Here is a 25034-nt window from a genome sequence, read left to right on the forward strand (position 1 = left end):
TGGCCTGAAAGGCCAAGAGGGGGCAGACGCCCCCTCCTCCTCTTCCTCAGGCCGCAGGCATCCGCTGTTCGACGATCCCGGCCCACCAGCTGCATCCCGCCGGAATGGCCTCGTCGTTGAAGTTGTATTCGGGGTGATGCACCATCGCCGTGTCGCCATTGCCAACCAGGATATAGGCGCCCGGACGTTCCTCGAGCATATAGGCGAAATCCTCGCCCCCCATGACCAGCGCCGCCTCCTCGCAGCCCCCCGACACATCGCGCGCCACCTTTGCGGCGAACTCGGTCTGCTCGTCGGAATTCACCATCACCGGATAACCCCGGATATAGCGGATATCGGCCGAGCCACCAAAGGTTGTCGCGATGCCCGAACAGATCTCGTGAATGCGCTTCTCGGCCAGATCGCGCATCTCCTTGGACATGGTGCGCACGGTGCCCTTGATCTGCACCCGCTGCGGGATCACGTTGAACGCCTTGGACGATGTCTCGAACGAGGTGACCGAGACCACCACCTGATCGATCGGGTCGGCATTGCGGCTGGCGATGGTTTGGAGCGCCAGCACCGCCTGCGCGGTCATCACCGTGGTATCGACCGTCTGATGCGGCTTGGCCGCATGGCCGCCGCGCCCTTCGAAGGTGATGTCGAACTGGTCGGTGGCGGCAAAAAACGCGCCGGGACGGATTGCGAAACTGCCGACCGGGTGGCCAGGCCAGTTGTGCATGCCGTAAACCTCCTGGATGTTCCAGCGGTCCATCATGCCATCCTCGCACATCTCGCGCCCACCGCCGCCGCCCTCTTCGGCAGGCTGGAAGATCACCACCACGGTGCCGTCGAAATTGCGGGTCTCGGACAGGTACTTGGCCGCACCCAAGAGCATCGCGGTATGGCCGTCATGGCCGCAGGCATGCATGGCATTCGGCGTCTTCGAGGCATAGTCGAGCCCGGTCTGCTCGTGGATCGGCAGCGCGTCCATATCGGCGCGTAGTCCGATCACCTTGCCCTTGCTGTCGCTCTTGCCCTTGATCACCCCGACCACGCCGGTGCGGCCGATGCCGGTCACAACCTCGTCACAGCCGAACTCTTGCAGCTTTTCGGCAACCAGCGCACTGGTCCGGTGGGTTTCAAACAGGATTTCCGGGTTTTCATGAATATCCCGGCGCCATTCGGTGATCTCGGATTGCAATTCTGCAAAGCGGTTCTTGACGGGCATAATGGTTCCTCTTGCGTCACATCAGGGGTTAAGCGGCATCCGCTGCTCGGCCAGCGTGGCGAACCAGCTGCACCCGGCGGGAATGGCCGCGTCGTTGAATTCATAGGCGGGATGGTGCAGATCGGCACTGTCCCCATTGCCCAGAAAGATGAAGGCACCGGGGCGTTCGGCCAGCATGTCGGCGAAATCCTCGCCGCCCATCACAGGGTCGATGTCGGTTCTGATCCGGCCACCGACCTCCTGTGCCGCCGCCGCCGCATATGCCATATGGGTCGGCGGGTTTATCGTCGCCGGCACCAGCTCCATATAGTTCAACTCCGCGCGCGCGCCATGCGCCTCGGCGGTGGCGGTGGCGACCGCTTCAATCCGGCTGCGGATCAGGCTTTGCACCTCGGGGTGCAGGTAACGCACCGTGCCCTTGATCAGCGCATTGTCGGCGATCACGTTATGGGCGTCACTGTCTGTGCGCAGCGAACACACCGACAACACCGCCGGTTTCAGCGGATCGACATTGCGCGCCACCACCTGTTGCAGGGCCACGGTCAGCTGTGCAGCGGCCAGCGTGGCATCCGCCGTCAGATGCGGCATCGCCCCATGCCCGCCCCGGCCCTGCACCCGGATTTCAAAGAAATCCGTGGCCGCCATCAACGGGCCTTCGCGCAGTGCGAACTCTCCGACCGGCAGGCCCGGCCAGTTGTGCAGACCATAGACCTCGTTCACGCCGTACCGGTCCATCACGCCATCGACCAGCATCGCCTTGGCGCCGCCACCGCCCTCTTCGGCGGGTTGGAACAGCAGCACCACGGTGCCATCGAAATTGCGGGTCTCGGCCAGGTATTGCGCCGCCCCCAGCAGCATCGCGGTATGGCCGTCATGGCCGCAGGCATGCATCTTGCCCGCATGGGTCGAGGCATGCGGCAGCCCGGTCGCCTCGGCAATCGGCAGCGCATCCATATCGGCGCGGAACGCCATCACCCGGCCCGAGCCGCTTTCGCGCCCGTGAATGACACCCACAACCCCGGTCTGCCCGACCCCGGTTTCCACCATGTCGCAACCAAAGGTGCGCAGCCGCTCGGCCACCAGCGCACTGGTGCGATGTTCCTCGAACCGGATCTCGGGATGGGCATGGATATCGCGGCGCCATTCGGCGATCTGATCCTGCAATTCGGCAAATCGGTTCTTGACCGGCATAGTCTTAGTCCTTCTCAGGCAGCAGGCATGCGGCGTTCGACCATTTCGGCGAACCAGCTGCATCCGGCGGGTATGATCTCGTCGTTGAAATTGTATTCCGGGTGGTGCAATCCGGCGCTTGGGCCATTTCCGATCATGATGAACGCCCCCGGACGTGCCTCCAGCATGAAAGAGAAATCCTCGCCGCCCATCACCATGGCCGCCTCGCCGCAGCCGCCCGAGACCAGTTCGGCCACCTCGGCGGCATGGCGGGTCTGTTCCTCGGCATTCACCGTCACCGGCACGCCGCGTTCGTAATTCACCTCGGCCTTGCCGCCAAAGGTGGCGGCAATTCCCTGAACCACCTCGCCAAGACGCCGTTCGATCAAATCGCGCATCTCCCCCGAATGGGTGCGCACCGTACCCCGGATGGTGGCCGCCTGCGGGATCACGTTGAACGCCTTCGACGAGGTCTCGACCGAGGTCACCGACAGAACCGCTTGCAGGATCGGGTCGGTATTGCGCGACACCACCGTTTGCAGCGCCACGATCATCTGCGACAGCATCACCGTTGTATCGACCGTATCATGTGGCTTGGCCGCATGGCCGCCGCGTCCTTCGAGATGGATCTCGAACGTATCCGCCGCAGCCAGCAGCGGCCCGGGGCGGATCTTGAACAGACCGGCGGCCAGGCCCGGATTGTTGTGCATGGCATAGACCTCCTGCACCCCGAACCGGTCCATCATGCCGTCCTTGACCATCGCCTCGGCGCCATTGCCGCCCTCTTCGGCGGGCTGAAAGATCACCACCGCCGTGCCGTCGAAGTTCCGGGTCTCGGCCAGATACTTGGCCGCGCCCAGCAGCATCGCGGTATGGCCGTCATGACCGCAGGCATGCATGGCACCGGGAATGTCCGAGGCATAATCGAGCCCCGTCTGTTCCTGCATCGGCAGCGCGTCCATATCGGCGCGCAATCCCACGACGCGGCCCGCCGTGTCGCTCTTGCCCCGGATCACACCGACAACGCCAGTACGCCCGATGCCGGTCACCACCTCGTCACAGCCAAACGACCGCAGCTTGTCCGCCACCATGGCAGAGGTCCGGTGCGTCTCGTACAGGATCTCCGGGTGCCTGTGGATGTCGCGCCGCCATTCGGTGATTTCGGCATGCATTTCGGCAAGGCGGTTCTTGATCGGCATCCTGTGTCTTCCTGTCTGTTCGGCCCGCTCAGGCGGCGGGCATGCGTCGTTCGACGATCTCGGCAAACCAGCTGCACCCGACCGGGATCGCCTCGTCATCAAAGTTATAGGCCGGATGGTGGCATTGCGCGGTGTCACCGTTACCAAGGAACATATAGGCGCCGGGCCGCTGTTCCAGCATGTACGAGAAATCTTCGCTGGGCATGATCGGCGGCGTGTCCTCATCCACGTTGCCCGACACCGCGCGCGCGGCCTCGATTGCGTGTTGGGTTTCGGCGTCGGAGTTTATCGTCACCGGATAGCCGGGGGCCCAGTTCACCTCGGCCGTTGCCCCATAGGCGCTGGCGATGTCGGTCGCCACACGGCGCACCCGGTCCTCGGCAATGGCGCGGTATGCGCTGTCCAGCGTCCGCACCGTGCCCGTCATCCGGACCGTATGCGCAATGATGTTCGACGCGTCGCTATCGGTCTTGAACGTGCCCACGGTCAGAACTACCGATTTCAACGGATCGATATTGCGCGACACGATGGAATGCAGCGATACCACGATCTGCGAGGCGACAAGCGTCGTGTCAATCGCATCATGCGGCGAGGCGGCATGCCCGCCCTTGCCCGTCACCACGATCTCGAAATCATCGGACGAGGCCATCAGCGGCCCGGGCCGGATGGCGAAAGTCCCCACAGGAATGCCGGGCGCGTTATGCATGCCGTAGACTTCCTGGATACCCCAACGGTCCATCAACCCGTCGTCGCACATCGCCTTGCCGCCCGCGCCGCCCTCTTCGGCGGGCTGAAAGATCAGCACGACCGTGCCATCGAAATTGCGCGTCTCGGCCAGGTATTTTGCCGCGCCCAAGAGCATCGCCGTATGCCCGTCATGGCCGCAGGCATGCATCTTGCCCGGTACGGTCGAGGCATAGTCGAGCCCGGTGATCTCGGTGATCGGCAGCGCATCCATGTCGGCGCGCAGGCCAATCACCCGCCCCTTGCTGTCGCTTCTGCCCTTGATCGTCGCCACCACGCCGGTCTTGCCGACCCCTGTAGTGATGTCGCCGATCCCGAACTCCTTCAGGCGTTCGACAACGAAACCCGCGGTTTCATGCACATCGTACATAAGCTCGGGGTTCGCATGTAGATGACGCCGCCATCCGGTGATCTCGGGATGCAGATCGGCAAGTCGGTTCTTTATCGGCATATCTGTCTCTCCTGCTGTTCTGCGACAAGCATTAGGCGGCCAAACGGTCGATCAGGCGGCGCATGAACGCATGTCCGGCTTCGAACTGCGCCACGGATATGAACTCGTTCGCCTGATGCGCCTGGGCGATGTCGCCCGGCCCACAGACCACGGCGGAATATCCCGCTTCCTGGAACTGACCCGCCTCGGTGCCATAGCTGACCACATGGCCGGCGTTGTCACCGGTCAGGGCGCGGGCAAGCCCCTCGGCCTCGCCTTCTTGCTCGGGCACCAGCCCCGGCACACCAAACCGGGTTTCCACATCAATGCGGGTCTCCGGGTGAATGGCCTGCATCGCCTGCTCCACCTCGGCGATACGGCCCAAGATGCGGCTCCGCCAGTCTTCATGCGGCTGGTCGGGGACCGCCCGGAACCCCAGATCGAACCGGCACTGGCGCGCGGTGATGTTCTGCGCGGTGCCGCCCTCGATCAATCCCGTGTGCAAGGTGGTAAACGGCGGATCGAACCTCGCCGCCACATCCGACGGCGCGCGCGAGGCTTCCGCCGCGTTCACCTCGTTGGCCCATTGGATTACCCGCGCGGCCTCCATCACCGCGCTGACGCCGGTATGCATGATCGAGCTATGCACTTCGTGCCCCCAGACCTCGATGCGAAAGGTCTGTCCGCCCTTGTGACCGGTCACCGCCTGCATCATCGACGGCTCGCCCACGATCACCGCGCTGCCCTTGGGCAGCAGCTTCTGCATCTCGGCAATCATCGGCGGCGCCCCGGTGCAGCCAAGCTCCTCGTCGAAACTCAGCGCCAGCTGCAACGGGCGCTGCAACCCGCGATGGTGCCCCTCGACCAGCGCCCAGATCGCCAGCGCGTCAAAGCCCTTCATATCGCAGGTGCCGCGCCCGAAATACTTGCCGTCCCGCTCGACCACGGTGAACGGGTCGCTGTCCCAGTCCTGCCCGTCGACCGGCACCACGTCGCTATGCCCCGACAGAACAACCGCCCCCTCGACACGGGGGCCGGCATGCGCCATCAGCGCGGCCTTGTGCGGCTGTTCAGGGTCAATCCAGCAGTGGGTCTCGATCCCATGGCCCGTAAGATAGTCCTCAAGCCAATCCACCAGCGGCAGATTGGTGTCCCGGCTGACGGTCGGGAAAGACACAAGCTTGGTCATGATCGCCAGCGGTGATAATCGCGCGGCCATTTTCTTCACCCAATCAGTAACCGCTGTCCGTGGTCAGCACATAGTGACCCGGCTCGACCTCGTCATAACGCGACGGTTCCGGCACATAGCCGATCGGGTGGATCGGCGACGGGATCGGCTTGAAGTTCAGATCCTTCTCCGACTTCCGCTTTCTGGGATCGGCAATGGGAACCGCCTTCATCAAGGCCTGCGTATAGGGATGCTGCGGGTTCTCGAACACCCGCTCGCGCGTACCCAGCTCGACGATCCGGCCCAGATACATGACACCGACATTGTGGCTGACCCGTTCCACCACCGCCATATCATGGCTGATGAACAGATAGCTGAGGCCAAGATCGGCCTGCAATTCCATCATCAGGTTCAGCACCTGCGCCTGCACCGACACATCGAGCGCCGACACCGCCTCGTCCGCGACGATCAGCTTGGGGTTCAGCGCCAGCGCCCGGGCGATTGCGATCCGCTGCCGCTGACCGCCGGACATCTCATGCGGGTAACGACGCATGAAACTGCGCGGCAACTGCACCCGGTCGAACAGCGAGGCAACCCGGTCCACCAGCTCCGAGCCGCTGGCAACACCATAGTTGCGCATCGGTTCGGCCACCTGCTCCAGCAACTGCATCTGCGGATTGAGCGAGGCGAACGGGTCCTGGAAGATCATCTGCATGTCCAGCCGCGCCTTGCGCAGCCCCGACTGGTCGAGCTTCACCACATCGACGCCGTCCAGATTGATCTCGCCCGCCATGGGTTCGACCAGACGCAAAATGGATCGCCCGGCGGATGATTTACCACAGCCCGATTCGCCCACAAGGCTCAGCGTCTGCCCCTTGTTGAGCGTAAAGGACACGTCCTCGACCGCGTGGACATTGGCAATCGTGCGGCGAAAGAACCCGCCCTTGACCGCGAAACGGGTTGTCAGCCCTTTGACCCGCAGCAGCGGCTTGTCGGTACCCAGGATCGGCTCGATCTTCTGATCCGCAACCCCCATCAGCTTCATCGGCTCGGGCGCGGCCTTGCCCCGCATTTCGCCCAGCTTCGGCACCGCCGCCAGCAGGGCCTTGGTATACTCGTGCTGCGGGTTCTCGAAGATTTCCTCGACGGTGCCTTCCTCGACCTTGTTGCCCCGAAACATGACTACCACGCGGTCCGCCATCTGGGCGACCACCGCCATGTCGTGGGTGATGAACATCACCGCCGTTCCGGTCTCGCGCTTGAGACGGTCCATCAATGCCAGGATCTCGGCCTGGATGGTCACGTCCAGCGCAGTCGTGGGTTCGTCCGCGATCAGCAGGCGCGGTCGGCACGCCATCGCCATGGCGATCACCACCCGTTGGCGCATCCCGCCGGACAATTCATGTGGATACTGTTTCAGTCGCCGCTCCGGTTCGGGAATGCGCACCTCTCTCAACAGTTCCAAGGCGCGTTTTTCCGCATCGGCCTGGCTGAGGCCGCGATGCACCCGCAGCCCCTCGGTCAATTGCCGGCCCACCGTGAAAACAGGGTTCAGCGCCGTCATCGGCTCCTGAAAGATCATTCCGATCTCGTTGCCCCGGATGTCGCGCATCAGGTCCTGGTCGACCTTGGCCAGATCCACTTCGCCCCCGTCGCGGCGATCAAACAAAAGCTGTCCACCGGCGATATCACCACCACCGAATTCGACAAGCCGCATCAGAGACAGCGACGAGACGGATTTGCCGGACCCTGATTCGCCGACGATGCACACGGTCTCGCCGGGACGCACCTCGAACGACACGTCTTCGACCCCCACAACCGGGCCATCCTTGGTCTGAAATTCGACTCTCAGTTTTCTGATCTGGGCAATAGGCTGATCCAGCACGCGCGCGCTCCCTTTGGTCGCCTTATGTTTTTGTTTGCCAAACGCTACGGCTGTCGCTGGCAAAGAGTCAAACGCATTGACCGTTTTCCCAACGGCAAGGCTTGCATTTTTTCAAAACTCTGTTTCGATACGCGACGTAACCGTTGTGGGGGAAGCAAACGACATTCGCGTAACGCGAGCTGTTTTTGGAATAACTTCCAATATCTTACGCCCAGAACGGCAACACTAGAACCGCAGATCATGCGGAATAATCATGACACATCCGTGTCCAACAAGGAGTGTAAAATGAAGATCAAAACCCTACTTATGGGTGCGATTGCCTGCACCGCATTGGCCCCCGCGGCCTTTGCCGAGCGCGGCACCGACGGCAATGTCAGCATCATCTACTGGCAGGCCCCTTCGATCCTGAACCCGTTCCTGTCGGGCGGCACCAAGGACGTTGAATCGGCGTCGCTGGTCATCGAACCGCTGGCCCGCTACGACGAAAACGGCGGCATGGTGCCCTTCCTGGCCTCCGAGATTCCGACCGTCGAGAATGGCGGCGTCAGCGCCGATCTGACCTCGATCACCTGGAAGATCGCGCCCGGCATCAAGTGGTCGGATGGCAGCGCCTTTACCGCCCATGACGTGAAATTCACCGCCGACTACTGCATGCATCCCGAAGGCGGCTGCGCGCAGCTCACCAAGTTCGAGGGCGTGACCTCGGTCGAGGCGCTCGATGACATGACCGTCAAGGTCACGTTCGACAAGCCGACCCCGTTCCCCTATGGCCCCTTCGTGGGTGGCGAAAGCCCGATCATCCAGAAGGCCCAGTTCGAGAACTGCATGGGCGCCAAGGCCCCCGAATGCACCACCGAGAACTTTGGCCCGATCGGCACCGGCCCCTTTGTCGTCACCGAGTTCAAGCCGAACGACGTGATCACCATGAAGGCCAACGACAACTATCGTGACCCGGCCAAACCGGCCTTTGCCACGCTGACCTTCAAGGGCGGCGGCGATGCCACTGCGGCCGGTCGCGCCGTGATGGAAACCGGCGAGTTCGACTACGCCTGGAACCTGCAACTGGCGCCCGAGGTGATCCAGCAGATGCAGGCCGGTGGCAAGGGTACCCCGGTCGCGGGCTTCGGTCCGCTGGTCGAGCGTATCATGCTGAACCAGACCAACCCCTCGCCCGACCTGCCCGAAGGCGAGCGTTCGACCGCCAAGCATCCGCATCCCTTCCTTCAGGATCCGGCTGTCTACAAGGCAATGTCGATGGCCATCGACCGGCCGCTGCTGGTTGAGATCGGCTATGGTCAGGCCGGCAAGGTCACCTGCAACTGGGTCCCGGCGCCTGCTGCCGTGAACTCGGACACCTTCACCTGCGACACTCAGGACATCGAAGGCGCCAAGAAGCTGCTGGATGATGCCGGCATCGTCGACAGCGACGGCGACGGCGTCCGCGAAAAGGACGGCGTGCCGCTGAAAGTGGTCTATCAGACCTCGACCAACGCCGTGCGTCAGGACTTCCAGGCTCTGATCAAGGAGTGGTGGGCCGAGATCGGTATCGAATCCGAACTGCGCAACATCAACGCATCGGTTTTCTTCGGTGGGGACCCGGGCTCGCCCGACACCTTCCAGAAGTTCTATGCCGACGTGGAAATGTACGCCAACACCTTCAACGGCACCGACCCGCAGTCGTACCTGGCCAACGGCCTGTGCGACAAGGCGCCCAAGCCGGAAAGCCAGTGGCAGGGTGAGAACATCAGCCGCTTCTGCAACGAAGAGTACGACGCGCTGCATGCCGAGCTGACCAAGACCGCCGGTGCCGATGCACGTGCGGAAATTGCCAAGCGCCTGAACGACATCATGGTCGAAAACGGCGGCATGATCCCGCTGGTGCATCGTGGCCGTCTGTCGGCTCATTCCAACACGCTGGGCGGCGTCGTCCTGAACGTGTGGGACAGCGAGCTGTGGAACGTAGCCGACTGGCACCGCATCAAGTAAGGCCAACACATTCCTGCCGCGTCCCGATCCATGATCGGGGCGCGGCAATTGGCATCTGACCCAACAAAAAGACTCGTAAACAAAGGCGCACCTGAATGCTGACCTTCACCATCCGCCGTCTGGTTCTGGCAATCCCGACGCTTTTGTTCATCAGTCTTGTCATCTTCCTGCTGCTGGAACTCGCCCCGGGCGACCCGATGGCCCAGGTGCCGCTGACGGTTCCGCCCGAGGTCAAGGAAAAGATGCGCGAGGCGCTCGGCCTCGGCCAGCCGATGCATATCCGGTTCTGGAAATGGATCGTGCAGTTCTTCTGGATCGAGCCGCAGGTGCTGATCGACTATTACTTCGGCACATCCTTCTCCGAGGGCAAGTTGCGGGTGATCTCGTGGCAGACCCGCTCGCCGGTGATGGATATCGTGGTGCAACGCATCCCGCAGACCCTGTGGGTGGTCGGCACGGCCTATGTGGTGGCCATCATCATCGCCCTGCCCATCGGTATCTATTCCGCCTACCGGCAATACAGCTGGTTCGACCAGCTCGGCACCTTTGTCTCGATGGTGGGCTTCTCGGTGCCGCCTTTCTTCTCGGGCGTGCTGGTGATCGTGATCTTCTCGGTACAGCTGGGCTGGTTCCCGTCCATCTATGACACAACCCATGTGGTCAACAGTTGGGACAGTTTCGTCTATCAGCTCAAACAGATGATCATGCCGGTCATGGTTCTGGCCTTGCAGATCACCGCGCAGCTTTCCCGCTTCATGCGCGCCTCGATGCTGGACAACCTGAACCAGGACTATGTCCGCACCGCCCGCGCCAAGGGGCTCAGCGAATATGTCGTCGTGATGGTTCACGTGCTGCGGAACTCGATGATCCCGGTGGTGACCGTGATTGCGCTGGGCATCCCGTCGATCTTTGGCGGCGCCATCATCACCGAGCAGGTGTTCAAGGTGAACGGCATCGGCCAACTGCTGATCGGCGCGCTCCAGGCCAATGACCTGCCGATGGTTCAGACGCTGACCTTTATCTTTGCCGTGCTGATCGTCCTCTTCAACCTGATCGCCGACGTTCTTTACGGCATCCTTGACCCGCGGATCCGCTATGACTGAGTTGAGCCAACCCCAACCCACCAAACCGCCGCGCAGCCAGTGGTTCGACGTGTGGGACCAGTTCAAGCACCACAAGGGTGCCATGATAGGGGCGACCCTGTTCTTCCTGATCGTGGCCGCTGTGTATCTTGGTCCTTACCTTTGGGATATCGACCCAACCAAGACCGCGATCCGGGAACGCAACCAGGGGCCCAGCCTGGCCCACCCCTTTGGCACCGATCAGCTGGGGCGCGACCTGCTGGCCCGGATGATGGCGGGCGGCGCGACCTCGGTTTCGGTGGGGATCACCGCGATGTTGCTGTCGTTGTTCCTCGGCTCGTTCGTGGGTGTCCTAGCCGGGTTTTTCCGCAAGCTCGACGGACCGCTGATGCGCCTGACCGACCTGTTCCTCGCCCTGCCCCTGCTGCCGCTGCTGCTGGTCATGATGCTGCTGTTCCGCGAGCCGTTGAACGCGGCCTTCGGCCTGGAGCGGGGGATATTCATCCTTATCGTGTCGGCCATCGGCATTACCTCATGGATGCCCACCGCGCGGATCGTGCGCGGCGATGTGCTGGCGCTGAAAGAGCGTGAATTCGTGCTCGCGGCCCGCTCGATCGGCACCACGAACACGCGGCTGATCACTCGGCATATCCTGCCCAACGTGCTGTCGCCGATCATGGTGTCGGCCACGCTGGGCATCGCCACCGCGATCATCACCGAAAGCGCGCTCAGCTTCCTGGGCCTGGGCTTCCCGCCCGACTTCCCGACCTGGGGGCGGTTGTTGTTCGATGGCGTCGACTATCTGCAACAATTCCCCGAACGGGTGATCTGGCCCGGTATGGCGATCTCGCTGACCGTGCTCAGCGTCAACTATCTGGGCGATGGTCTGCGCGACGCGCTCGACCCGCGCATCCGGGGCCGCTGAGGCGAAAAAAGAACAAAGAACAGGCCGCTCCGATCAGGAGCGGCCTTTTTGTTTCGCCCAACCAGAATGGCCGGAATAGCATCTTCGATGCCCCCCTTCATTCAGGACAGTATCCCGCCCCTGAACACCAGAACACATTCGGATACGCTTGATTGTCACCGCTTACCGCTTCATCTGGGAAAATATTCTCAATTCCCCGTGAGGCTTCCATGTTCGAGTCCCTTGGTTTCGAAGAGACCACCGCAAAAGAGATCAGCGTTCTTCTGGGCCTGACCCTGGGCGTCCTGTTTGGCCTCCTGGCCGAGCGGACGCGGTTCTGTTTCCGCCGCGCCGTAGTGGGCGAGGATGCGCGTCAGGCCGCCGGTGTCTGGTTCACCGCACTCGCCGTTGCGATCCTGGGTACTCAGGCCGCCGTGGCGGTCGGGCTGATCGGCTTTGCCGACCATCGCCTGCTCGCCTCGGACCTGCCGATTCTGGCGGTGGTGCTCGGCGGGCTGATGTTCGGCGCCGGCATGGTGCTGACACGCGGCTGCGTCTCGCGTCTGACCGTGCTGGGCGGCACCGGCAACCTGCGGGCGCTGACGGTGCTTTTGGTCTTTGCCGTGGTGGCCCATGCGATGCTCAAGGGCGTGCTGGCGCCGCTGCGCACCAGCCTTGGCGCTGTGACCGTCGATCTGGGCGAGACCGTATCGCTGGCGGCCCTGCCCGGGGGTGCTGCGCTCTGGACCGCCGCGCTGGCGCTGGCCGCGCTGCTGATCGCCGCGCGCTCGGGCAATCGGGCGCTCCCCTTGCTGGGCGCGGCCCTGATCGGCCTGCTGGTGCCGCTGGGCTGGGTCGGCACCGGCTATGTCCTCTTTGACGAGTTTGACCCCATCGCGATGGAGAGCCTCTCCTTCACCGCCCCTGCCGCCGACACGCTGTTCTACACCATCGCCTCGACCTCGATCGCGCCCGGTTTCGGCACCGGGCTGGTGGGCGGCGTTCTGCTCGGCGCGCTCGTGGCAGCGCTGCTGTTCGGCAGCTTCCGCTGGCAGAGCTTTGACAGCCCGCGCCAGACCGGTCGCTATCTGGCCGGGGCCGCGCTGATGGGCATGGGCGGCGTGCTGGCGGGCGGCTGCACCCTGGGCGCCGGTCTGGCCGGTGTCCCCACGCTCAGCCTCGCCGCGATCCTTGCGCTCGCCGCTGTCGCGCTGGGGGCCAGGCTGACCGATGCAATCATTCGAGGCGCCGACGGATTCGCCGCACCGACCACCACACGCCCGCCACAACCGGCAGAGTGACAGCAGCGGTCAGCATCCCCTTGCTGACCCCCAAGCCGGTCAAAGGATAGAGCAGGTACCCCGCCAGCGACACCGCGTAATAGCTGATCGCCACCACTGACAGCCCCTCGACCGTGTGTTGCAGGCGCAGGGCCATGTCGGCGCGGCGGTCCATGCTTTCCAGCAGCGCCTGGTTCTGGGCGCTGCGTTCCACATCGACCCGGGTGCGCAGCAGGTCGCCTGCCCGGATCGCCCGATCCGACAACCGCTTCAACCGCTGTTCGGTAGATTTCACCGTCCGCATCGCGGGCTCGTACCGGCGCAGCATGAAATCGGCAAAAGTCTGGCGCCCGCCAAACCGCTCCTCGCGCAGCGACTGGATGCGCTGCCCGACAATCGCCTCATAGGCCCCGGTCGCGCCGAAGCGGAACTCGGACCGCGCCGCCATGGTTTCCAGCTCGGCCGAGGTGGACAGGAGCAGCGGCAACAGCTCCTCGGCCCGGTGGTTGTCGTCCGACATCTCAACCGTCAGCTCGGTCAGCCGCGCGTCAAGCTGGCCCAGCTGCGGCGCCAGATCCTTGATCCGGGCAAACCCCAGCATCGACATCGCCTTATAGGTCTCGATCTCGCATAATCGCTGGATCACCCGCCCGATCCGGCGCTCGCCGGTGTCCGGCGCAACAAAGATGGCAAAGCGCATATGCCCCGCCGGGTCGATGCGAAAATCGCCCGCCGCAACCGCCGCACGATCCAGCACATGCGCCACGGCCAGGCTTTCGGGCACGAACCAGTCGGCCAAAAGCTCGCGGATCTCATCTTCCGATGGCCTTTCGACCACCCGCACCAGGGCGGATGTCACCCGCTGCCCCGGTGCGGCATGCAGCCAGTCGGGCGGAAACACCTCGAAATCCACCGGGTTGAAGGCCCGCTCGCTGACCCCGTTGGCAAAGGCGGTATAGGTCACGAACTCGGTATGGCTTTCCCATTTCAGCCAATGCCGCCCGATCTGCCCGGCGTAATGGGTCGCATCCGGTTGCGGGTGCGGCGCGCCGTGACGGTCAAGCAGGTCGATCAGATGCGCCCGGTCCAGGTTGCGATCCCGCGCGGCGGCGACGCCCGGTTGCTTGATGGCCAGATAGGCCACGGTACAGGGCGCGTCCGAGACGGGAAACGGACGTGCATGCAACTCGTTGGCCAGCGCAAAGCGCAAGGGATGGTCCTGAATGGGCGTCATAGGGGGCTCCGGTTTCCGCGCACTATATCCGCTCACAGACAAACGGCAAATATTTATTTATTTCAGCTAGTTACGGGATACATTGGCATACATCCCGCCGCTCGGGCGCAAAACCCGCCGCGCGGCGGAGGCCCAGAAACGAAAAGGGGCGCCGCATGGACACCCCTTTCCCCAATTGTTTGAGCCGGGTCAGTCGATCATCGGCAACAGCTTGTCCAGCGACTGTTTCGCGTCGCCATAGAACATGCGCGTGTTCTCCTTGTAGAACAGCGGGTTCTCGATGCCCGAATAGCCGGTGCCCTGTCCGCGCTTGGAGACAAACACCTGTTTCGCCTTCCAGCATTCCAGAACCGGCATTCCGGCGATGGGGCTGTTGGGGTCTTCCTGCGCGGCCGGGTTCACGATGTCGTTCGAACCGATCACGATGGCCACATCGGTATCGGGGAAGTCCTCGTTGATCTCGTCCATTTCCAGCACGATGTCATAAGGCACCTTGGCCTCGGCCAGCAGCACGTTCATATGCCCGGGCAGACGGCCCGCCACCGGGTGGATGGCGAAACGTACGTTCTTGCCCTTGGCGCGCAGCTTGCGGGTCAGTTCGCTGACCGATTGCTGCGCCTGCGCCACCGCCATGCCATAGCCGGGGATGATGACGACACTGTCGGCATCGTTCAGCGCCGCGGCCACGCCCTCGGCGTCGATGGCGATCTGTTCGCCTTCGACCTCCATCGCCGGACCCGTAGTGCCGCCAAAGCCGCCCAGGATCACCGAGATGAACGAGCGGTTCATCGCCTTGCACATGATATAGGACAGGATCGCACCGCTTGAGCCCACCAGCGCGCCAACCACGATCAGCAGGTCGTTGCCGAGGCTGAAACCGATGGCCGCCGCCGCCCAGCCCGAATAGCTGTTCAGCATCGACACCACCACCGGCATGTCGGCGCCGCCGATGCCCATGATCAGGTGATAGCCGATGAAGAAGGCCGCCAGCGTCATTATCAGGAGCGGCAGGAAACCACCCGAGTTGAAGTACCAGATCAGACAGATCAGCGACAGCGCCGCCGCACCGGCGTTCAGCATATGACCGCCCGGCAGCTTGGTCGCGGCCGAGGTGACCTTGCCCGCCAGCTTGCCATAGGCGACCACCGAACCGGTAAAGGTCACCGCCCCGATGAAGATGCCCAGGAACAGCTCAACCCGCAGAATGTTCTGCTCGACCGGGCTCTTATGCGCCAATAGCGCGGCAAAGCCTTCCAGACCGTGACGCGCCTCTTCGCTCATCGACAGGACATTGACCAGTTCGAAATGCGCGTTGAAGCCCACGAACACGGCGGCCAGACCGACGAGGCTGTGCATCGCGGCGACCAGCTGCGGCATCTCGGTCATCTGTACGCGCTTGGCGACATAAGTGCCGATGATGCCGCCCGCCGCGATCAGGACCAGCGACAGCAGCCACAGGCCCGCACCGGGGCCGATCAGCGTGGCGAAAACCGCCAGGCCCATACCGGCGATGCCGTACCAGACGGCGCGCTTGGCGCTTTCCTGGCCCGACAGGCCGCCCAGCGAAAGGATGAAGAGAACAGCCGCAACGACATAGGCGGCAGTGGTGAATCCGAATTCCATTGCCCGCTACTCCTTACGATTTCTGGAACATGGCGAGCATGCGCCGGGTGACGAGGAAGCCGCCGAAGATGTTGATCCCGGCCATGAAGACCGACAGGCCGGCCAGCAGGATCACCAGGAACGACCCCGACCCGATCTGCATCAGTGCGCCCAGGATGATGATCGACGAAATGGCGTTGGTCACGGCCATCAGCGGCGTGTGCAGCGAATGCGAGACGTTCCAGATCACCTGGAAGCCGACGAACACCGCCAGCACAAAGACGATGAAGTGCTGCATGAAGCTGGCCGGAGCGACAAGGCCCACCAGCAGCAGCAGCAGCCCCCCCACGGTCAACAGTGTCACCTGGTTCTTGGTCTGCGCCTTGAAGGCCGCAACCTCCTGCGCGCGCTTCTCCTCGGGGGTCAGCTCTTTCGGCTTTTCCTTGGACTTGGCCGCAATCGCCTGAACCTTTGGCGGTGGCGGCGGGAAGGTGATGCCCCCCTCGAACGTCACCGTGGCGCCCCGGATCACGTCGTCTTCCATGTTGTGGTTGATCTGGCCGTCCTTTTCGGGGGTCAGATCGGTCATCATGTGACGGATGTTGGTGGCATAAAGCGTCGAGGCCTGCGCCGCCATGCGGCTGGGGAAATCGGTATACCCGATGATGGTGACGCCGTTTTCGGTAACGATCTTCTCGTCCTTGACGGTCAGCTTGCAGTTGCCGCCCTTTTCCGCCGCAAGGTCCACGATGACCGAGCCGGGCTTCATTGCCGCGACCATGTCCTCGGTCCACAGCTCCGGTGCCTCGCGGTTGGGGATCAGCGCGGTGGTGATGACGATGTCCATCTCAGGCGCCAGCTCGCGGAACTTGGCCAGCTGAGCGGCGGCGAATTCCGGGGACGAGACCGAGGCATAACCGCCGGTGGCCGCGCCATCCTGCTGCTCTTCCTCGAAATCGAGATAGACGAACTCGGCGCCCATCGACTCGACCTGTTCGGCCACTTCGGGCCGCACGTCGAACGCATAGGTGATCGCGCCCAGCGAGGTCGAGGTGCCGATAGCGGCCAGACCGGCCACACCGGCGCCGACGATCAGCACCTTGGCTGGCGGCACCTTGCCCGCCGCCGTCACCTGACCGGTGAAGAAGCGGCCAAAGTTGTTGCCCGCCTCGATCACCGCGCGGTAGCCCGCGATATTGGCCATCGACGACAGCGCATCCATCTTCTGGGCACGGCTGATGCGCGGCACCATCTCCATGGCGATCACATTGGCGCCCTTGGACTTGGCCGCCGCCATCCCCTCTTCGTTCCCGGCCGGGTTGAAGAAAGAGATCAGCGTCTTGCCCTTGCTCAGCCGCTTCAGCTCGGTCGCATCGGGCTGGCGTACCTTGGCGACGATATCGACCTCTTTCCACAGCGCCGCCGCGGTCTTGATGATCTGAACGCCCGCCGCCTCATACAGCGCGTCCGAGAAACCCGCGGCCGCACCGGCCCCGCTCTCGATCGCACAGTCGTAGCCCAGCTTCTGCAACTGCACAGCGGAATCCGGTGTCATCGCGACGCGGTTCTCGCCCTCGAAAATTTCCTTTGGTGTACCTATTTTCACCAGTCAGGTCCCCCTATTCGGCCCGGAGATCGGACGCGTCACGGTTAGGTTTGCAAAGCAAACATGTATCTTGCGCAATTTTATTTCGCAAGCGCAGCATGCGCGACGTTAGGTCCAGTCCTGTCATGTCCTATATCCAACGCCGCGTTTTCTGTTCGTATCGGGCAAAATCCGCCCGGAATTGCCGTCGGAGGCGATTTTCCTCCGGCACGATGAAGCGTTTTTCCAGCAGCCAGACAAAGACCGGCACCAGAACCAGCGAGAGCACCGCGTCGAGATGCAGAATCACACCGGTCAGAATCAGCACGTCACCCAGATAGATCGGGTTGCGGCTGCGTTTGTAGATGCCGCTCTGCACCATGGCCGACGGCGCCCGATGCGGAATGATGGTGGTGCGATGGCGGCGAAATTCGACCGCTGCCAGCAACAGGAGCACCACCCCGCCCCCAATCAGCAGACCGGCGATCAGGTCGCTCAGTCCGCTGTCCAGCGACAGGCCGAAAGAGAAGTAGCGCTGCTGAACCCAGGCCATGGCAATGAAGGCCGCCAGCCATATCGGCGGCAGGTCAATGCGTTGCATGGCCGTTCCTTTCCGGGCATCCGCCCGAACATCCCCAAGCGTTCATGGCGCACCTCTACCCGGTTGCGACAGAATTTGCAAAAAAACCGACCGCCCTGCGACAATAAGGGAGACGGCGGCGGCAGTCCTGCCACAGCCCAGGTCAACGTTCCTGTTTTTTACCCCATATCGGAACGAATGTTCCGCCCCTTACTCCCATTCCATCTCGGCAAAGACGCGGCCTGCGTTCTTGGTCGCCAGTTCCTCGAACGTGTCCAGATTGCGCCAGCGTTCCTGATCCACGTAATAGGCACCCGCCAGATCGCCGCCCTCCTCGATATGGGCTCCAATCTTTTCGCGCAGGTCCGTTAGATAGTCATAGGTATAGCGCCGCACCTGATCCAGGTTGGTCGGATGGCCATGGCCCGGGATCACATAGGTGGGGGCCAACGGCTCCATCTTGGTCTCCCAGGTCTCCAGCCAGCAACTGGAGCAGGTATGTTCAAAGATCGGCAGCATCCGCTCGTGAAAGGCGATGTCGCCCGCGATCAGGATCTTCCATTCGGGGATCCAGACCTGGATATCGCCCGGATCATGCGCCGGGCCCATATGCATCACCTCGATCGCCACACCGCCCAGTGTCAGGTCGTACCGATCCTCGAAGGTCACATTGGCATGTTCCACCCGCGTGCCCTCGGCCCGGTCTCCATTGTACCGCTCCATCCCCATCAGGATGAAATCGCCGTTCTGGGTGGTTTCCTCTACCGCGTCCACATGGGCCAGAACATCGACCCCCAGATCGCGCCAATAGCTGTTGCCCAACATGGCATGGCCCTGCCCGTTCTCGTTGATGACCAGAACCACGGGCCGGTCGGTGACCTTCTTGATCTCGTCATGCAAGGCGGCGGCCAGTCGGGCCGAGGCCCCGGCATTGATCACCACCACGCCCTCATCCGTCACGATAAAGGACAGGTTGTTGTTGTGCCCGGCATTCTCATAGGTCGGCGGCGCGGTGGCGCCGATGGCCGAGAACACATGCGGGATGACCTCGACCGGTTTCGAATATAGCTCGGATTGCGGGTACTGATCGGCGATATCCTCGCTCGCTCCGGCGGCACCGGCCGCCAGAATAAACAACACTCCCGAAATTCTCTGCATGGCAATCTCCTCCGCATGATTCATTCATATTTGTGCATAAGACGAAACGGAACGATACGGAACGTCTTGTCACAGGGCTGCGCGGAATTAGTCTGACGTCAAGACAGGGAGAACGCACAATGAGCTTGCAGGGAAAACATGCGCTGGTCACCGGCGGCGGCACCGGGATCGGTCTGGCGATTGCCCGCGCGCTCGCGGATCAAGGGGCGGTCGTCACGATCACCGGACGGCGGGCCGAGGTGCTGGATCAGGTAGCAGGCGACCGGATGTTCGGACTTGCAATGGATGTGCGTCACGGAGAAGAGGTCGTCACCGGCATCGCCCGCGCAGTCGAGGCGCGCGGCCCGGTGCAGATCTGCGTCGCCAATGCCGGTATCGCGGTCGGCAGGACCCTGCAAAAGACCGATATGGATTTCTGGCGCGATATCATGGCGACCAATCTCGATGGTGCCTTTCTGACCATCCGCGAAAGCCTGCGCTCGATGCTGGAAACCGATTGGGGCCGGGTGATCTCCGTCGCCTCCATCGCCGGTTTGCGCGGCGCACCCGGCGCGGGCGCCTATTCCGCCTCGAAACACGGCATGATCGGTCTGACGCGAACCTATTCCGAGGAGTTCATGGGAACCCCCTATACTTTCAACGCACTTTGCCCGGGTTATGTCGACACACCCATCGTCGAGCGCAACACCGCCTCTATCTCGCAACGCACCGGGCTGGGCGCCGAGGATGCGCTGAAACTGATGGTGAACCAGAACCGCCACAAACGTCTCATCGAACCCGAAGAGGTCGCCGCAGCGGCCCTCTGGCTGGTCGGCCCCGGCTCGCAAAGCATCAACGGCCAGTGCATCGAAATCGCGGGCGGCCAGACCTGACCGGGTTATCAATTATTGTGATGCCGCGCATCGGATTCCCGATATCAACCGGTGCGCGGCGGCCAAATGTACAAAGAAAACAAGGCCGCCGCAGCCTTTTACAAAACGGTCAATACCCCTGCTGGCGGGTGTCCGATTTAAACAAAAGCTGGACTTGCGGCGGTACAAGACGTATCTCCTCACGAATATGCTTTAGGCTTAAAATATCCATGTGAGGCCACCATGACCGACTTTGCCGCCACCAAAGCGATGTTCGATCTGCCCGAGGGCGTTCTGTATCTCGATGGGAACTCGCTGGGCCCCCTGCCCAAGGCAGCCGCCGGTAAGGTCAGCGACATGATGACCGCCGAATGGGGTCAGATGCTGATCACCGGCTGGAACAAGGCCGGATGGATGGCCCTGCCGACCGAGCTGGGCGACCGGATCGGTCGCCTCATCGGCGCGGAACCCGGCCATGTGGTGATGGGTGACACGCTTTCTATCAAGGTTTATCAAGCAGTTGCCTCGGCCCTGGAGCTGAACCCCGGACGCAAGGTGGTGCTCTCCGACAACGGAAACTTCCCTACCGATCTCTACATGGTCGACGGGTTGCTGCGCTCGCTGGGCGACGGATATGAGCTGCGCGTGGTCGACCCCGAAACGGTCGAGGACGCCATCACCGAAGAGATCGCGGTCCTTATGCTGACCGAGGTCGACTATCGCACCGGCCGCAAGCACGATATGAAGGCGCTTACCGCCAAGGCCCATGCCAATGGCGTTCTGACAGTCTGGGACCTTGCCCATTCCGCAGGAGCCCTTCCCGTAGACCTGGCCGGTTGCAATGCCGATTTCGCGGTGGGCTGCACGTACAAATACCTCAACGGCGGCCCCGGCGCCCCCGCCTTCATCTATGTCGCCCCCCGTCACGCAGACACTGCGCGACCGGCGTTGTCCGGCTGGCTGGGGCACGAGGCCCCCTTTGCGTTTGACCTCGATTACCGCCCGGGCTCAGGGATCGAGCGGATGCGGGTCGGCACCCCGCCAGTGATCCAGCTGACGGCGCTCTCGGCCGCGATGGACATCTGGGACATGGCGGAAATGGCCGATATCCGCAGGAAATCGGTTGAACTGACCGAACTTTTCATCGCCGAGGTCGAAGCCGCCTGCCCCGATCTGACGCTCGCCAGCCCTCGTGATGCCGACCTGCGCGGCAGCCAGGTCTCGTTCCGCTTTGCCGATGGCTATGCCGCGATGCAGGCCCTGATCGCACGCGGCGTGATCGGCGATTTCCGCGCGCCCGACATCATGCGGTTCGGTTTCACCCCGCTTTACATTGACGAAGGAGACGTGCGCGCCGCTGTCGATATGCTAGCCGACGTGATGAACAACCGCCTATGGGACCGGCCTGAATACAAGGTCCGCGCCCGCGTCACCTAGGCCGTCAACCCCGCCGCGACCAGCGCCGCAAGTTGTGCGGCGCGCGCGGTATAGCGCGCGTAATCGGGCGCGGTCATCTTGATCCCCTTGAGAGCGGCGGCAATCGTCGCCGCAACCTCTGCCGGATCGTCAGACAACCGGATGCGGCCCGCATCGCTCTCGCGTTGCAGCCAGTCGGCGTAAACCCGTTGCAGCCCGGCCTCTCCCGCCTCGACAACGTCAGGGGCGGTCGAAGTTCCCGCGTCGAGAAGCTCCATTCCATGTGGTGAGTTCAACAAGGCGGCCACACCTTCCCCCTGTGCGGCAACGGCCGCTTGCAACAGGGTTTCCACCGGTGCGTCGGCGTTCAACGCCGCGCTCAGGGCCTGCGTCTTGGTCGTGTAATGCATCTCGACAAGGCTGCGAAAGATCGCTTCTTTGTTCTTGTAATAAAGGTACACCGCCGGACGCGACATCTTTGCGCCGCGCGCTATGTCATCCATCGAGGTCTTGCGAAACCCATAGGTCGCAAAAACCTGCCAGGCCGACTCGAGGATCGCCTTTACCTTTGGATCAATATCCGCGTCTTTCATGTCCATGAACTGACAGAAGTTCCAGATTTTGTCAATTGACACTGTGACAAATAATGACCACTTTGTCAGAACCGAAACTCAGAAACGAGGCGACCATGGCAACCTCCCTGACGATCAACGGCAAGGCACACCAGGTGGACCTGCCCGACGATGTTCCCCTGCTTTGGGTGCTTCGCGACGAGATCGGGCTGACCGGAACCAAGTTCGGCTGCGGCGTCGCCGCTTGTGGCGCTTGTACCGTTCATATCGACGGCGAGGCGGTGCGCAGTTGCCAGGTCGCGCTTGGCGATGTCTGGGGGTCGGTCACCACGATCGAAGGTCTGGGCAGCCCCGAGGCAATGACCGCGATTCAGCAGGCCTGGGTTGACCATCAAGTGGCGCAGTGCGGCTATTGCCAGTCTGGCCAGATCATGCAGGCCGCCGCCCTTTTGGCAGAGAACCCCGCCCCCAGCGACGCCGAGATCGACGAGGCCATGCAGGGCAACCTATGCCGCTGCGGAACATATCCACGCATTCGCGCCGCCATTCACACGGCCGCCGACAAACTGAAGGAGGCCTGATCCATGGCAAGTATCGGCAAGATCGCCCGCCGCACCTTTCTGATCGGATCGGCCGCCATCGTCGGCGGCGTGGCGTTTGGCGCCTATTACGTCTCGCGCCCCGCCCCCAACCCGTTGAAGCCTGGCCCAGGCGAGGCGGCGCTCAACCCCTTTGTGCTGATCAACCAGCAGGGCGTCACGCTCTTTGCGCCACGCGCCGAGATGGGTCAGGGGGTAATGACCACCTGGGCCGCCCTGATCGCCGAGGATCTGGATGTCGAACTGGATCAGGTCAAGGTCCTGCATGGTCCAGCAGCGGTGGCATACTACAACACCGCTCTGATGGGAGAGGCGCTGCCGGGCAAAGGATATGATCAATCCGACTTCATGCATGGTCTGGCAGAAACGCTGGGGGTCGTCGGCAAGCTGATCGGCGCTCAGGTGACTGGTGGCTCCACCTCAATGGTGGACGGGTTCGAACGGATGCGCGAAGCGGGGGCCGCGGCCCGGGAAACCCTGAAAGAGGCAGCCGCCAAGTGTTTGGGCGTGCCCCGCGACCGGCTCTCGACCAAGGCCGGCAAGGTTATCGCGCCGGATGGAACCGAGATCGCATACACCGAACTTGCCGAAGAGGCCGCCCGGCTCGACCCGGTCGAAGGCGCACTGCGCAGCCCGTCCGACTGGCGCCTGCTGGGGCGCAACCAGCCGCGCCTCGATATGGTGGGCAAATCTACCGGAACCGCCGAGTTCGGGATCGACGTCCGCCTTCCCGGAATGAAGTTTGCCAGCCTGCGCATGTCCCCGCGATTGGGCGGGGGCATGAAGTCCTTTGACGACAGCGCGGCGATTGCCATGCCCGGCGTGGAACAGGTCGTAGATCTTGTCACAGGCGTTGCGGTTGTGGCCAACAACACCTGGCTGGCGATGCAGGCGCTCGACATGATTGCGATCGAGTGGGAAGACGCGCCCTATCCGCCCGACTCGGAACAAATCTTCGAAACCATCGCCGCCGCGTTCGAAGGCGAGGCCAACTCGACGCTGCGCGATGACGGCGATATCTCTGCCGTGCCCGCGGGCAGCACAATAGTCGAAGCGGAGTACCGCATCCCCTATCTGGCACATGCAACCATGGAGCCGATGAACGCGACTGCGCTGTTCACGGGTGACCGGTTGCAGGTCTGGAGCGGCAACCAGGCGCCCGTGTTTGTGCAGAACCACTGCGCAACCGCCGTTGGGCTGGAGCCCGAGCAGGTCGAGATTCACACGACTTACATGGGTGGCGGATTTGGCCGGCGCGGCGAAGTCGACTTTTCTGTTCTGGCCGCGCGTGTCGCGCGGGAACTGGAGGGGGTGCCGGTTCAGGTGACCTGGTCGCGCGAAGAGGACATGCGCCACGACTTTTACCGTCCCGGCGCCATCGCCCGGTTCCGTGGTGCGGTGCAGGATGGAAAGGCGATCATGGTCGATGGCAGTATCGCCGCGCAATCCTGCGCGCAGCAAGGCGTTGACCGTTGGTTGGGTCTGCCTGCGGCAGGTCCCGACAAGGCAACCGTGGACGCGGCCTTTAATGCCCCCTACGCGATCCCCAACTTCCGCGTTCGGGGCTATCTCGCGGAAATGGCAATCCCCGTCGGGTTCTGGCGATCTGTCGGCGCATCGATGAACGGGTTCTTTTTCGACACGTTCATCGACGAAATGGCCAATGCTGCCGGACAGGACCCGCTGGTTTTCCGGCTGGAGCTTGCCCGTGCCGAATGGTCCCCCGCTGCCGCCGTACTGGAAGCGGTGCGTGACATGTCCGGCTGGACCGGCAAGACACCCGAAGGTGTTGGACGTGGTGTCGGGTTCACCTATTCTTTTGGCACACCAGTCGCTCAGGTTGTCGAGGTCGTGGCCGAGGACGCGGGCATTCGAATCGCTAGGGCATGGATTGCTGCGGACGTAGGTCTGGCGCTGGATCCGGGCACGGTCGAGGCGCAGCTTGTCGGCGGAATGATTTATGGCCTGTCAGCAGCCTGTTTTGGTAAGATTACGTTCTCAGACGGCGAAGTCGAACAGATGAACTTTCCCGACTATGAGGCAGTTCGGATGCACAACACGCCCACCTTCGATGTTCGAATTCTGGAAACAAAGAACCGGCTCAGCGGTGTGGGCGAACCTGGAACACCTCCGGCGATGCCGGCACTTGGCAACGCCTTGTTCGATCTTACCGGCAAGAGGGTACGTAGCCTTCCCATGTCAGAACATTTCGACCTTCTGACCTGATCCAAACCCACACAGACAGATAACCCGCGCCCAGTAGCGCGGGTTTTTCGTCCACAATTTTAACACAAATGTTTCTCAATCCGCCTCAATCCGAACGTTGAAGCGTCAATGTCCTCACCTAGAAATGACGATGGCGGGACCGGCCAGCTCCGA

General features: G+C 62.7%; 20 protein-coding genes. 8 read left to right on the plus strand and 12 right to left on the minus strand.

All coding sequences use genetic code 11. The features are described from left to right. Positions 1 to 46: 46 nt before the first annotated feature. Genes OEZ49_RS12215 through OEZ49_RS12240 form a run of 6 tightly spaced genes read right to left on the minus strand, consistent with a single transcriptional unit; the run spans position 47 to position 7806 of the window. Complete coding sequence (locus OEZ49_RS12215; RefSeq protein WP_263388571.1) at positions 47 to 1210, minus strand: M20 aminoacylase family protein; 1164 nt, start codon at positions 1208 to 1210, stop codon at positions 47 to 49. Between the two features lie 21 nt (positions 1211 to 1231). Then, positions 1232 to 2401, minus strand: coding sequence for an amidohydrolase (locus OEZ49_RS12220; RefSeq protein ID WP_263388572.1), 1170 nt, complete (start codon positions 2399 to 2401; stop codon positions 1232 to 1234). Between the two features lie 14 nt (positions 2402 to 2415). Then, entirely contained in the window at positions 2416 to 3579 is a 1164-nt protein-coding gene (locus OEZ49_RS12225) for a M20 aminoacylase family protein (RefSeq protein WP_263388573.1), read from the minus strand. Positions 3580 to 3607: 28 nt separating this feature from the next. Next, on the minus strand, positions 3608 to 4774 hold the full coding sequence (locus tag OEZ49_RS12230; protein ID WP_263388574.1) for a M20 aminoacylase family protein: 1167 nt from the start codon (positions 4772 to 4774) through the stop codon (positions 3608 to 3610). A 31-nt stretch (positions 4775 to 4805) separates the two neighbouring features. Beyond that, positions 4806 to 5972, minus strand: a complete 1167-nt coding sequence (gene argE / locus OEZ49_RS12235) for an acetylornithine deacetylase (RefSeq protein WP_263388575.1) — start codon at positions 5970 to 5972, stop codon at positions 4806 to 4808. A gap of 13 nt (positions 5973 to 5985) precedes the next feature. Further along, a complete protein-coding gene (locus OEZ49_RS12240; RefSeq protein WP_263388576.1) occupies positions 5986 to 7806 on the minus strand; it encodes an ABC transporter ATP-binding protein in 1821 nt (606 codons plus the stop codon). Between the two features lie 285 nt (positions 7807 to 8091). Here OEZ49_RS12240 and OEZ49_RS12245 point away from each other — a divergent pair, with 285 nt between their 5' ends. The 4 genes from OEZ49_RS12245 to OEZ49_RS12260 all read left to right on the plus strand — a co-directional run bounded on the left by OEZ49_RS12245 (position 8092) and on the right by OEZ49_RS12260 (position 13079). Next, a complete protein-coding gene (locus tag OEZ49_RS12245) occupies positions 8092 to 9792 on the plus strand; it encodes a peptide ABC transporter substrate-binding protein (protein ID WP_263388577.1) in 1701 nt (566 codons plus the stop codon). 95 nt (positions 9793 to 9887) lie between these two features. After that, positions 9888 to 10895, plus strand: coding sequence for an ABC transporter permease (locus tag OEZ49_RS12250; protein WP_164128720.1), 1008 nt, complete (start codon positions 9888 to 9890; stop codon positions 10893 to 10895). After that, a complete protein-coding gene (locus OEZ49_RS12255) occupies positions 10888 to 11799 on the plus strand; it encodes an ABC transporter permease (RefSeq protein ID WP_164128721.1) in 912 nt (303 codons plus the stop codon). The genes OEZ49_RS12250 and OEZ49_RS12255 overlap by 8 nt, the downstream gene beginning before the upstream one ends. Positions 11800 to 12008: 209 nt before the next feature. Further along, a complete protein-coding gene (locus OEZ49_RS12260; RefSeq protein WP_263388578.1) occupies positions 12009 to 13079 on the plus strand; it encodes a YeeE/YedE family protein in 1071 nt (356 codons plus the stop codon). Here the strand turns inward: OEZ49_RS12260 and OEZ49_RS12265 are convergent. The 5 genes from OEZ49_RS12265 to OEZ49_RS12285 all read right to left on the minus strand — a co-directional run bounded on the left by OEZ49_RS12265 (position 13015) and on the right by OEZ49_RS12285 (position 19217). Further along, positions 13015 to 14292 (minus strand): DUF3422 family protein, encoded by a 1278-nt coding sequence (locus tag OEZ49_RS12265; protein WP_263388579.1) that lies wholly within the window; start codon positions 14290 to 14292, stop codon positions 13015 to 13017. The two genes, OEZ49_RS12260 and OEZ49_RS12265, sit on opposite strands and share 65 nt — an antisense overlap. Positions 14293 to 14481: 189 nt before the next feature. Continuing rightward, complete coding sequence (locus OEZ49_RS12270; protein WP_164128724.1) at positions 14482 to 15915, minus strand: NAD(P)(+) transhydrogenase (Re/Si-specific) subunit beta; 1434 nt, start codon at positions 15913 to 15915, stop codon at positions 14482 to 14484. A gap of 13 nt (positions 15916 to 15928) precedes the next feature. Further along, positions 15929 to 17500: a Re/Si-specific NAD(P)(+) transhydrogenase subunit alpha gene (locus tag OEZ49_RS12275; protein WP_263388580.1), complete on the minus strand. Its 1572-nt coding sequence runs from the start codon at positions 17498 to 17500 to the stop codon at positions 15929 to 15931. Between the two features lie 130 nt (positions 17501 to 17630). After that, positions 17631 to 18080, minus strand: a complete 450-nt coding sequence (locus tag OEZ49_RS12280; protein ID WP_263388581.1) for a methyltransferase family protein — start codon at positions 18078 to 18080, stop codon at positions 17631 to 17633. A gap of 189 nt (positions 18081 to 18269) precedes the next feature. Further along, entirely contained in the window at positions 18270 to 19217 is a 948-nt protein-coding gene (locus OEZ49_RS12285; protein ID WP_263388582.1) for an MBL fold metallo-hydrolase, read from the minus strand. A gap of 119 nt (positions 19218 to 19336) precedes the next feature. Between OEZ49_RS12285 and OEZ49_RS12290 the strand changes: the two genes are divergently transcribed. Further along, the gene (locus OEZ49_RS12290) at positions 19337 to 20089 is read left to right on the plus strand and encodes an SDR family NAD(P)-dependent oxidoreductase (RefSeq protein WP_263388583.1); all 753 of its coding nucleotides are present in this window, start codon (positions 19337 to 19339) and stop codon (positions 20087 to 20089) included. Between the two features lie 222 nt (positions 20090 to 20311). Further along, positions 20312 to 21505 (plus strand): kynureninase, encoded by a 1194-nt coding sequence (gene kynU, locus OEZ49_RS12295; RefSeq protein WP_263388584.1) that lies wholly within the window; start codon positions 20312 to 20314, stop codon positions 21503 to 21505. Here kynU and OEZ49_RS12300 read toward each other — a convergent pair. Next, positions 21502 to 22083, minus strand: a complete 582-nt coding sequence (locus OEZ49_RS12300) for a TetR/AcrR family transcriptional regulator (protein ID WP_317853170.1) — start codon at positions 22081 to 22083, stop codon at positions 21502 to 21504. The two genes, kynU and OEZ49_RS12300, sit on opposite strands and share 4 nt — an antisense overlap. An 89-nt stretch (positions 22084 to 22172) precedes the next feature. Here OEZ49_RS12300 and OEZ49_RS12305 point away from each other — a divergent pair, with 89 nt between their 5' ends. Both OEZ49_RS12305 and OEZ49_RS12310 read left to right on the plus strand, forming a co-directional pair. Next, positions 22173 to 22637 carry a (2Fe-2S)-binding protein gene (locus tag OEZ49_RS12305; RefSeq protein ID WP_263388585.1) on the plus strand — a complete coding sequence of 155 codons (465 nt, stop codon included), beginning with the start codon at positions 22173 to 22175 and terminating at the stop codon, positions 22635 to 22637. 3 nt (positions 22638 to 22640) lie between these two features. Beyond that, positions 22641 to 24881, plus strand: coding sequence for a xanthine dehydrogenase family protein molybdopterin-binding subunit (locus OEZ49_RS12310; RefSeq protein WP_263388586.1), 2241 nt, complete (start codon positions 22641 to 22643; stop codon positions 24879 to 24881). Positions 24882 to 25034: the final 153 nt, after the last annotated feature.

It is taken from the genome of Ruegeria marisflavi (assembly GCF_025673445.1).
Classification (GTDB): domain Bacteria; phylum Pseudomonadota; class Alphaproteobacteria; order Rhodobacterales; family Rhodobacteraceae; genus Ruegeria_B; species Ruegeria_B marisflavi.

Excerpts from the sequence above, each read along its gene's own strand:
- OEZ49_RS12310 (WP_263388586.1), top strand. The coding sequence starts at position 22,641 with ATGGCAAGTATCGGCAAGATCGCCCGCCGCACCTTTCTGATCGGATCG.
- OEZ49_RS12290 (WP_263388583.1), top strand. The coding sequence starts at position 19,337 with ATGAGCTTGCAGGGAAAACATGCGCTGGTCACCGGCGGCGGCACCGGG.
- OEZ49_RS12220 (WP_263388572.1), bottom strand. The coding sequence starts at position 2,401 with ATGCCGGTCAAGAACCGATTTGCCGAATTGCAGGATCAGATCGCCGAA.
- kynU (WP_263388584.1), top strand. The coding sequence starts at position 20,312 with ATGACCGACTTTGCCGCCACCAAAGCGATGTTCGATCTGCCCGAGGGC.
- OEZ49_RS12305 (WP_263388585.1), top strand. The coding sequence starts at position 22,173 with ATGGCAACCTCCCTGACGATCAACGGCAAGGCACACCAGGTGGACCTG.
- OEZ49_RS12225 (WP_263388573.1), bottom strand. The coding sequence starts at position 3,579 with ATGCCGATCAAGAACCGCCTTGCCGAAATGCATGCCGAAATCACCGAA.
- OEZ49_RS12270 (WP_164128724.1), bottom strand. The coding sequence starts at position 15,915 with ATGGAATTCGGATTCACCACTGCCGCCTATGTCGTTGCGGCTGTTCTC.
- argE (WP_263388575.1), bottom strand. The coding sequence starts at position 5,972 with ATGGCCGCGCGATTATCACCGCTGGCGATCATGACCAAGCTTGTGTCT.
- OEZ49_RS12280 (WP_263388581.1), bottom strand. The coding sequence starts at position 18,080 with ATGCAACGCATTGACCTGCCGCCGATATGGCTGGCGGCCTTCATTGCC.
- OEZ49_RS12230 (WP_263388574.1), bottom strand. The coding sequence starts at position 4,774 with ATGCCGATAAAGAACCGACTTGCCGATCTGCATCCCGAGATCACCGGA.
- OEZ49_RS12245 (WP_263388577.1), top strand. The coding sequence starts at position 8,092 with ATGAAGATCAAAACCCTACTTATGGGTGCGATTGCCTGCACCGCATTG.
- OEZ49_RS12265 (WP_263388579.1), bottom strand. The coding sequence starts at position 14,292 with ATGACGCCCATTCAGGACCATCCCTTGCGCTTTGCGCTGGCCAACGAG.
- OEZ49_RS12285 (WP_263388582.1), bottom strand. The coding sequence starts at position 19,217 with ATGCAGAGAATTTCGGGAGTGTTGTTTATTCTGGCGGCCGGTGCCGCC.
- OEZ49_RS12300 (WP_317853170.1), bottom strand. The coding sequence starts at position 22,083 with ATGGACATGAAAGACGCGGATATTGATCCAAAGGTAAAGGCGATCCTC.
- OEZ49_RS12260 (WP_263388578.1), top strand. The coding sequence starts at position 12,009 with ATGTTCGAGTCCCTTGGTTTCGAAGAGACCACCGCAAAAGAGATCAGC.
- OEZ49_RS12255 (WP_164128721.1), top strand. The coding sequence starts at position 10,888 with ATGACTGAGTTGAGCCAACCCCAACCCACCAAACCGCCGCGCAGCCAG.
- OEZ49_RS12250 (WP_164128720.1), top strand. The coding sequence starts at position 9,888 with ATGCTGACCTTCACCATCCGCCGTCTGGTTCTGGCAATCCCGACGCTT.
- OEZ49_RS12215 (WP_263388571.1), bottom strand. The coding sequence starts at position 1,210 with ATGCCCGTCAAGAACCGCTTTGCAGAATTGCAATCCGAGATCACCGAA.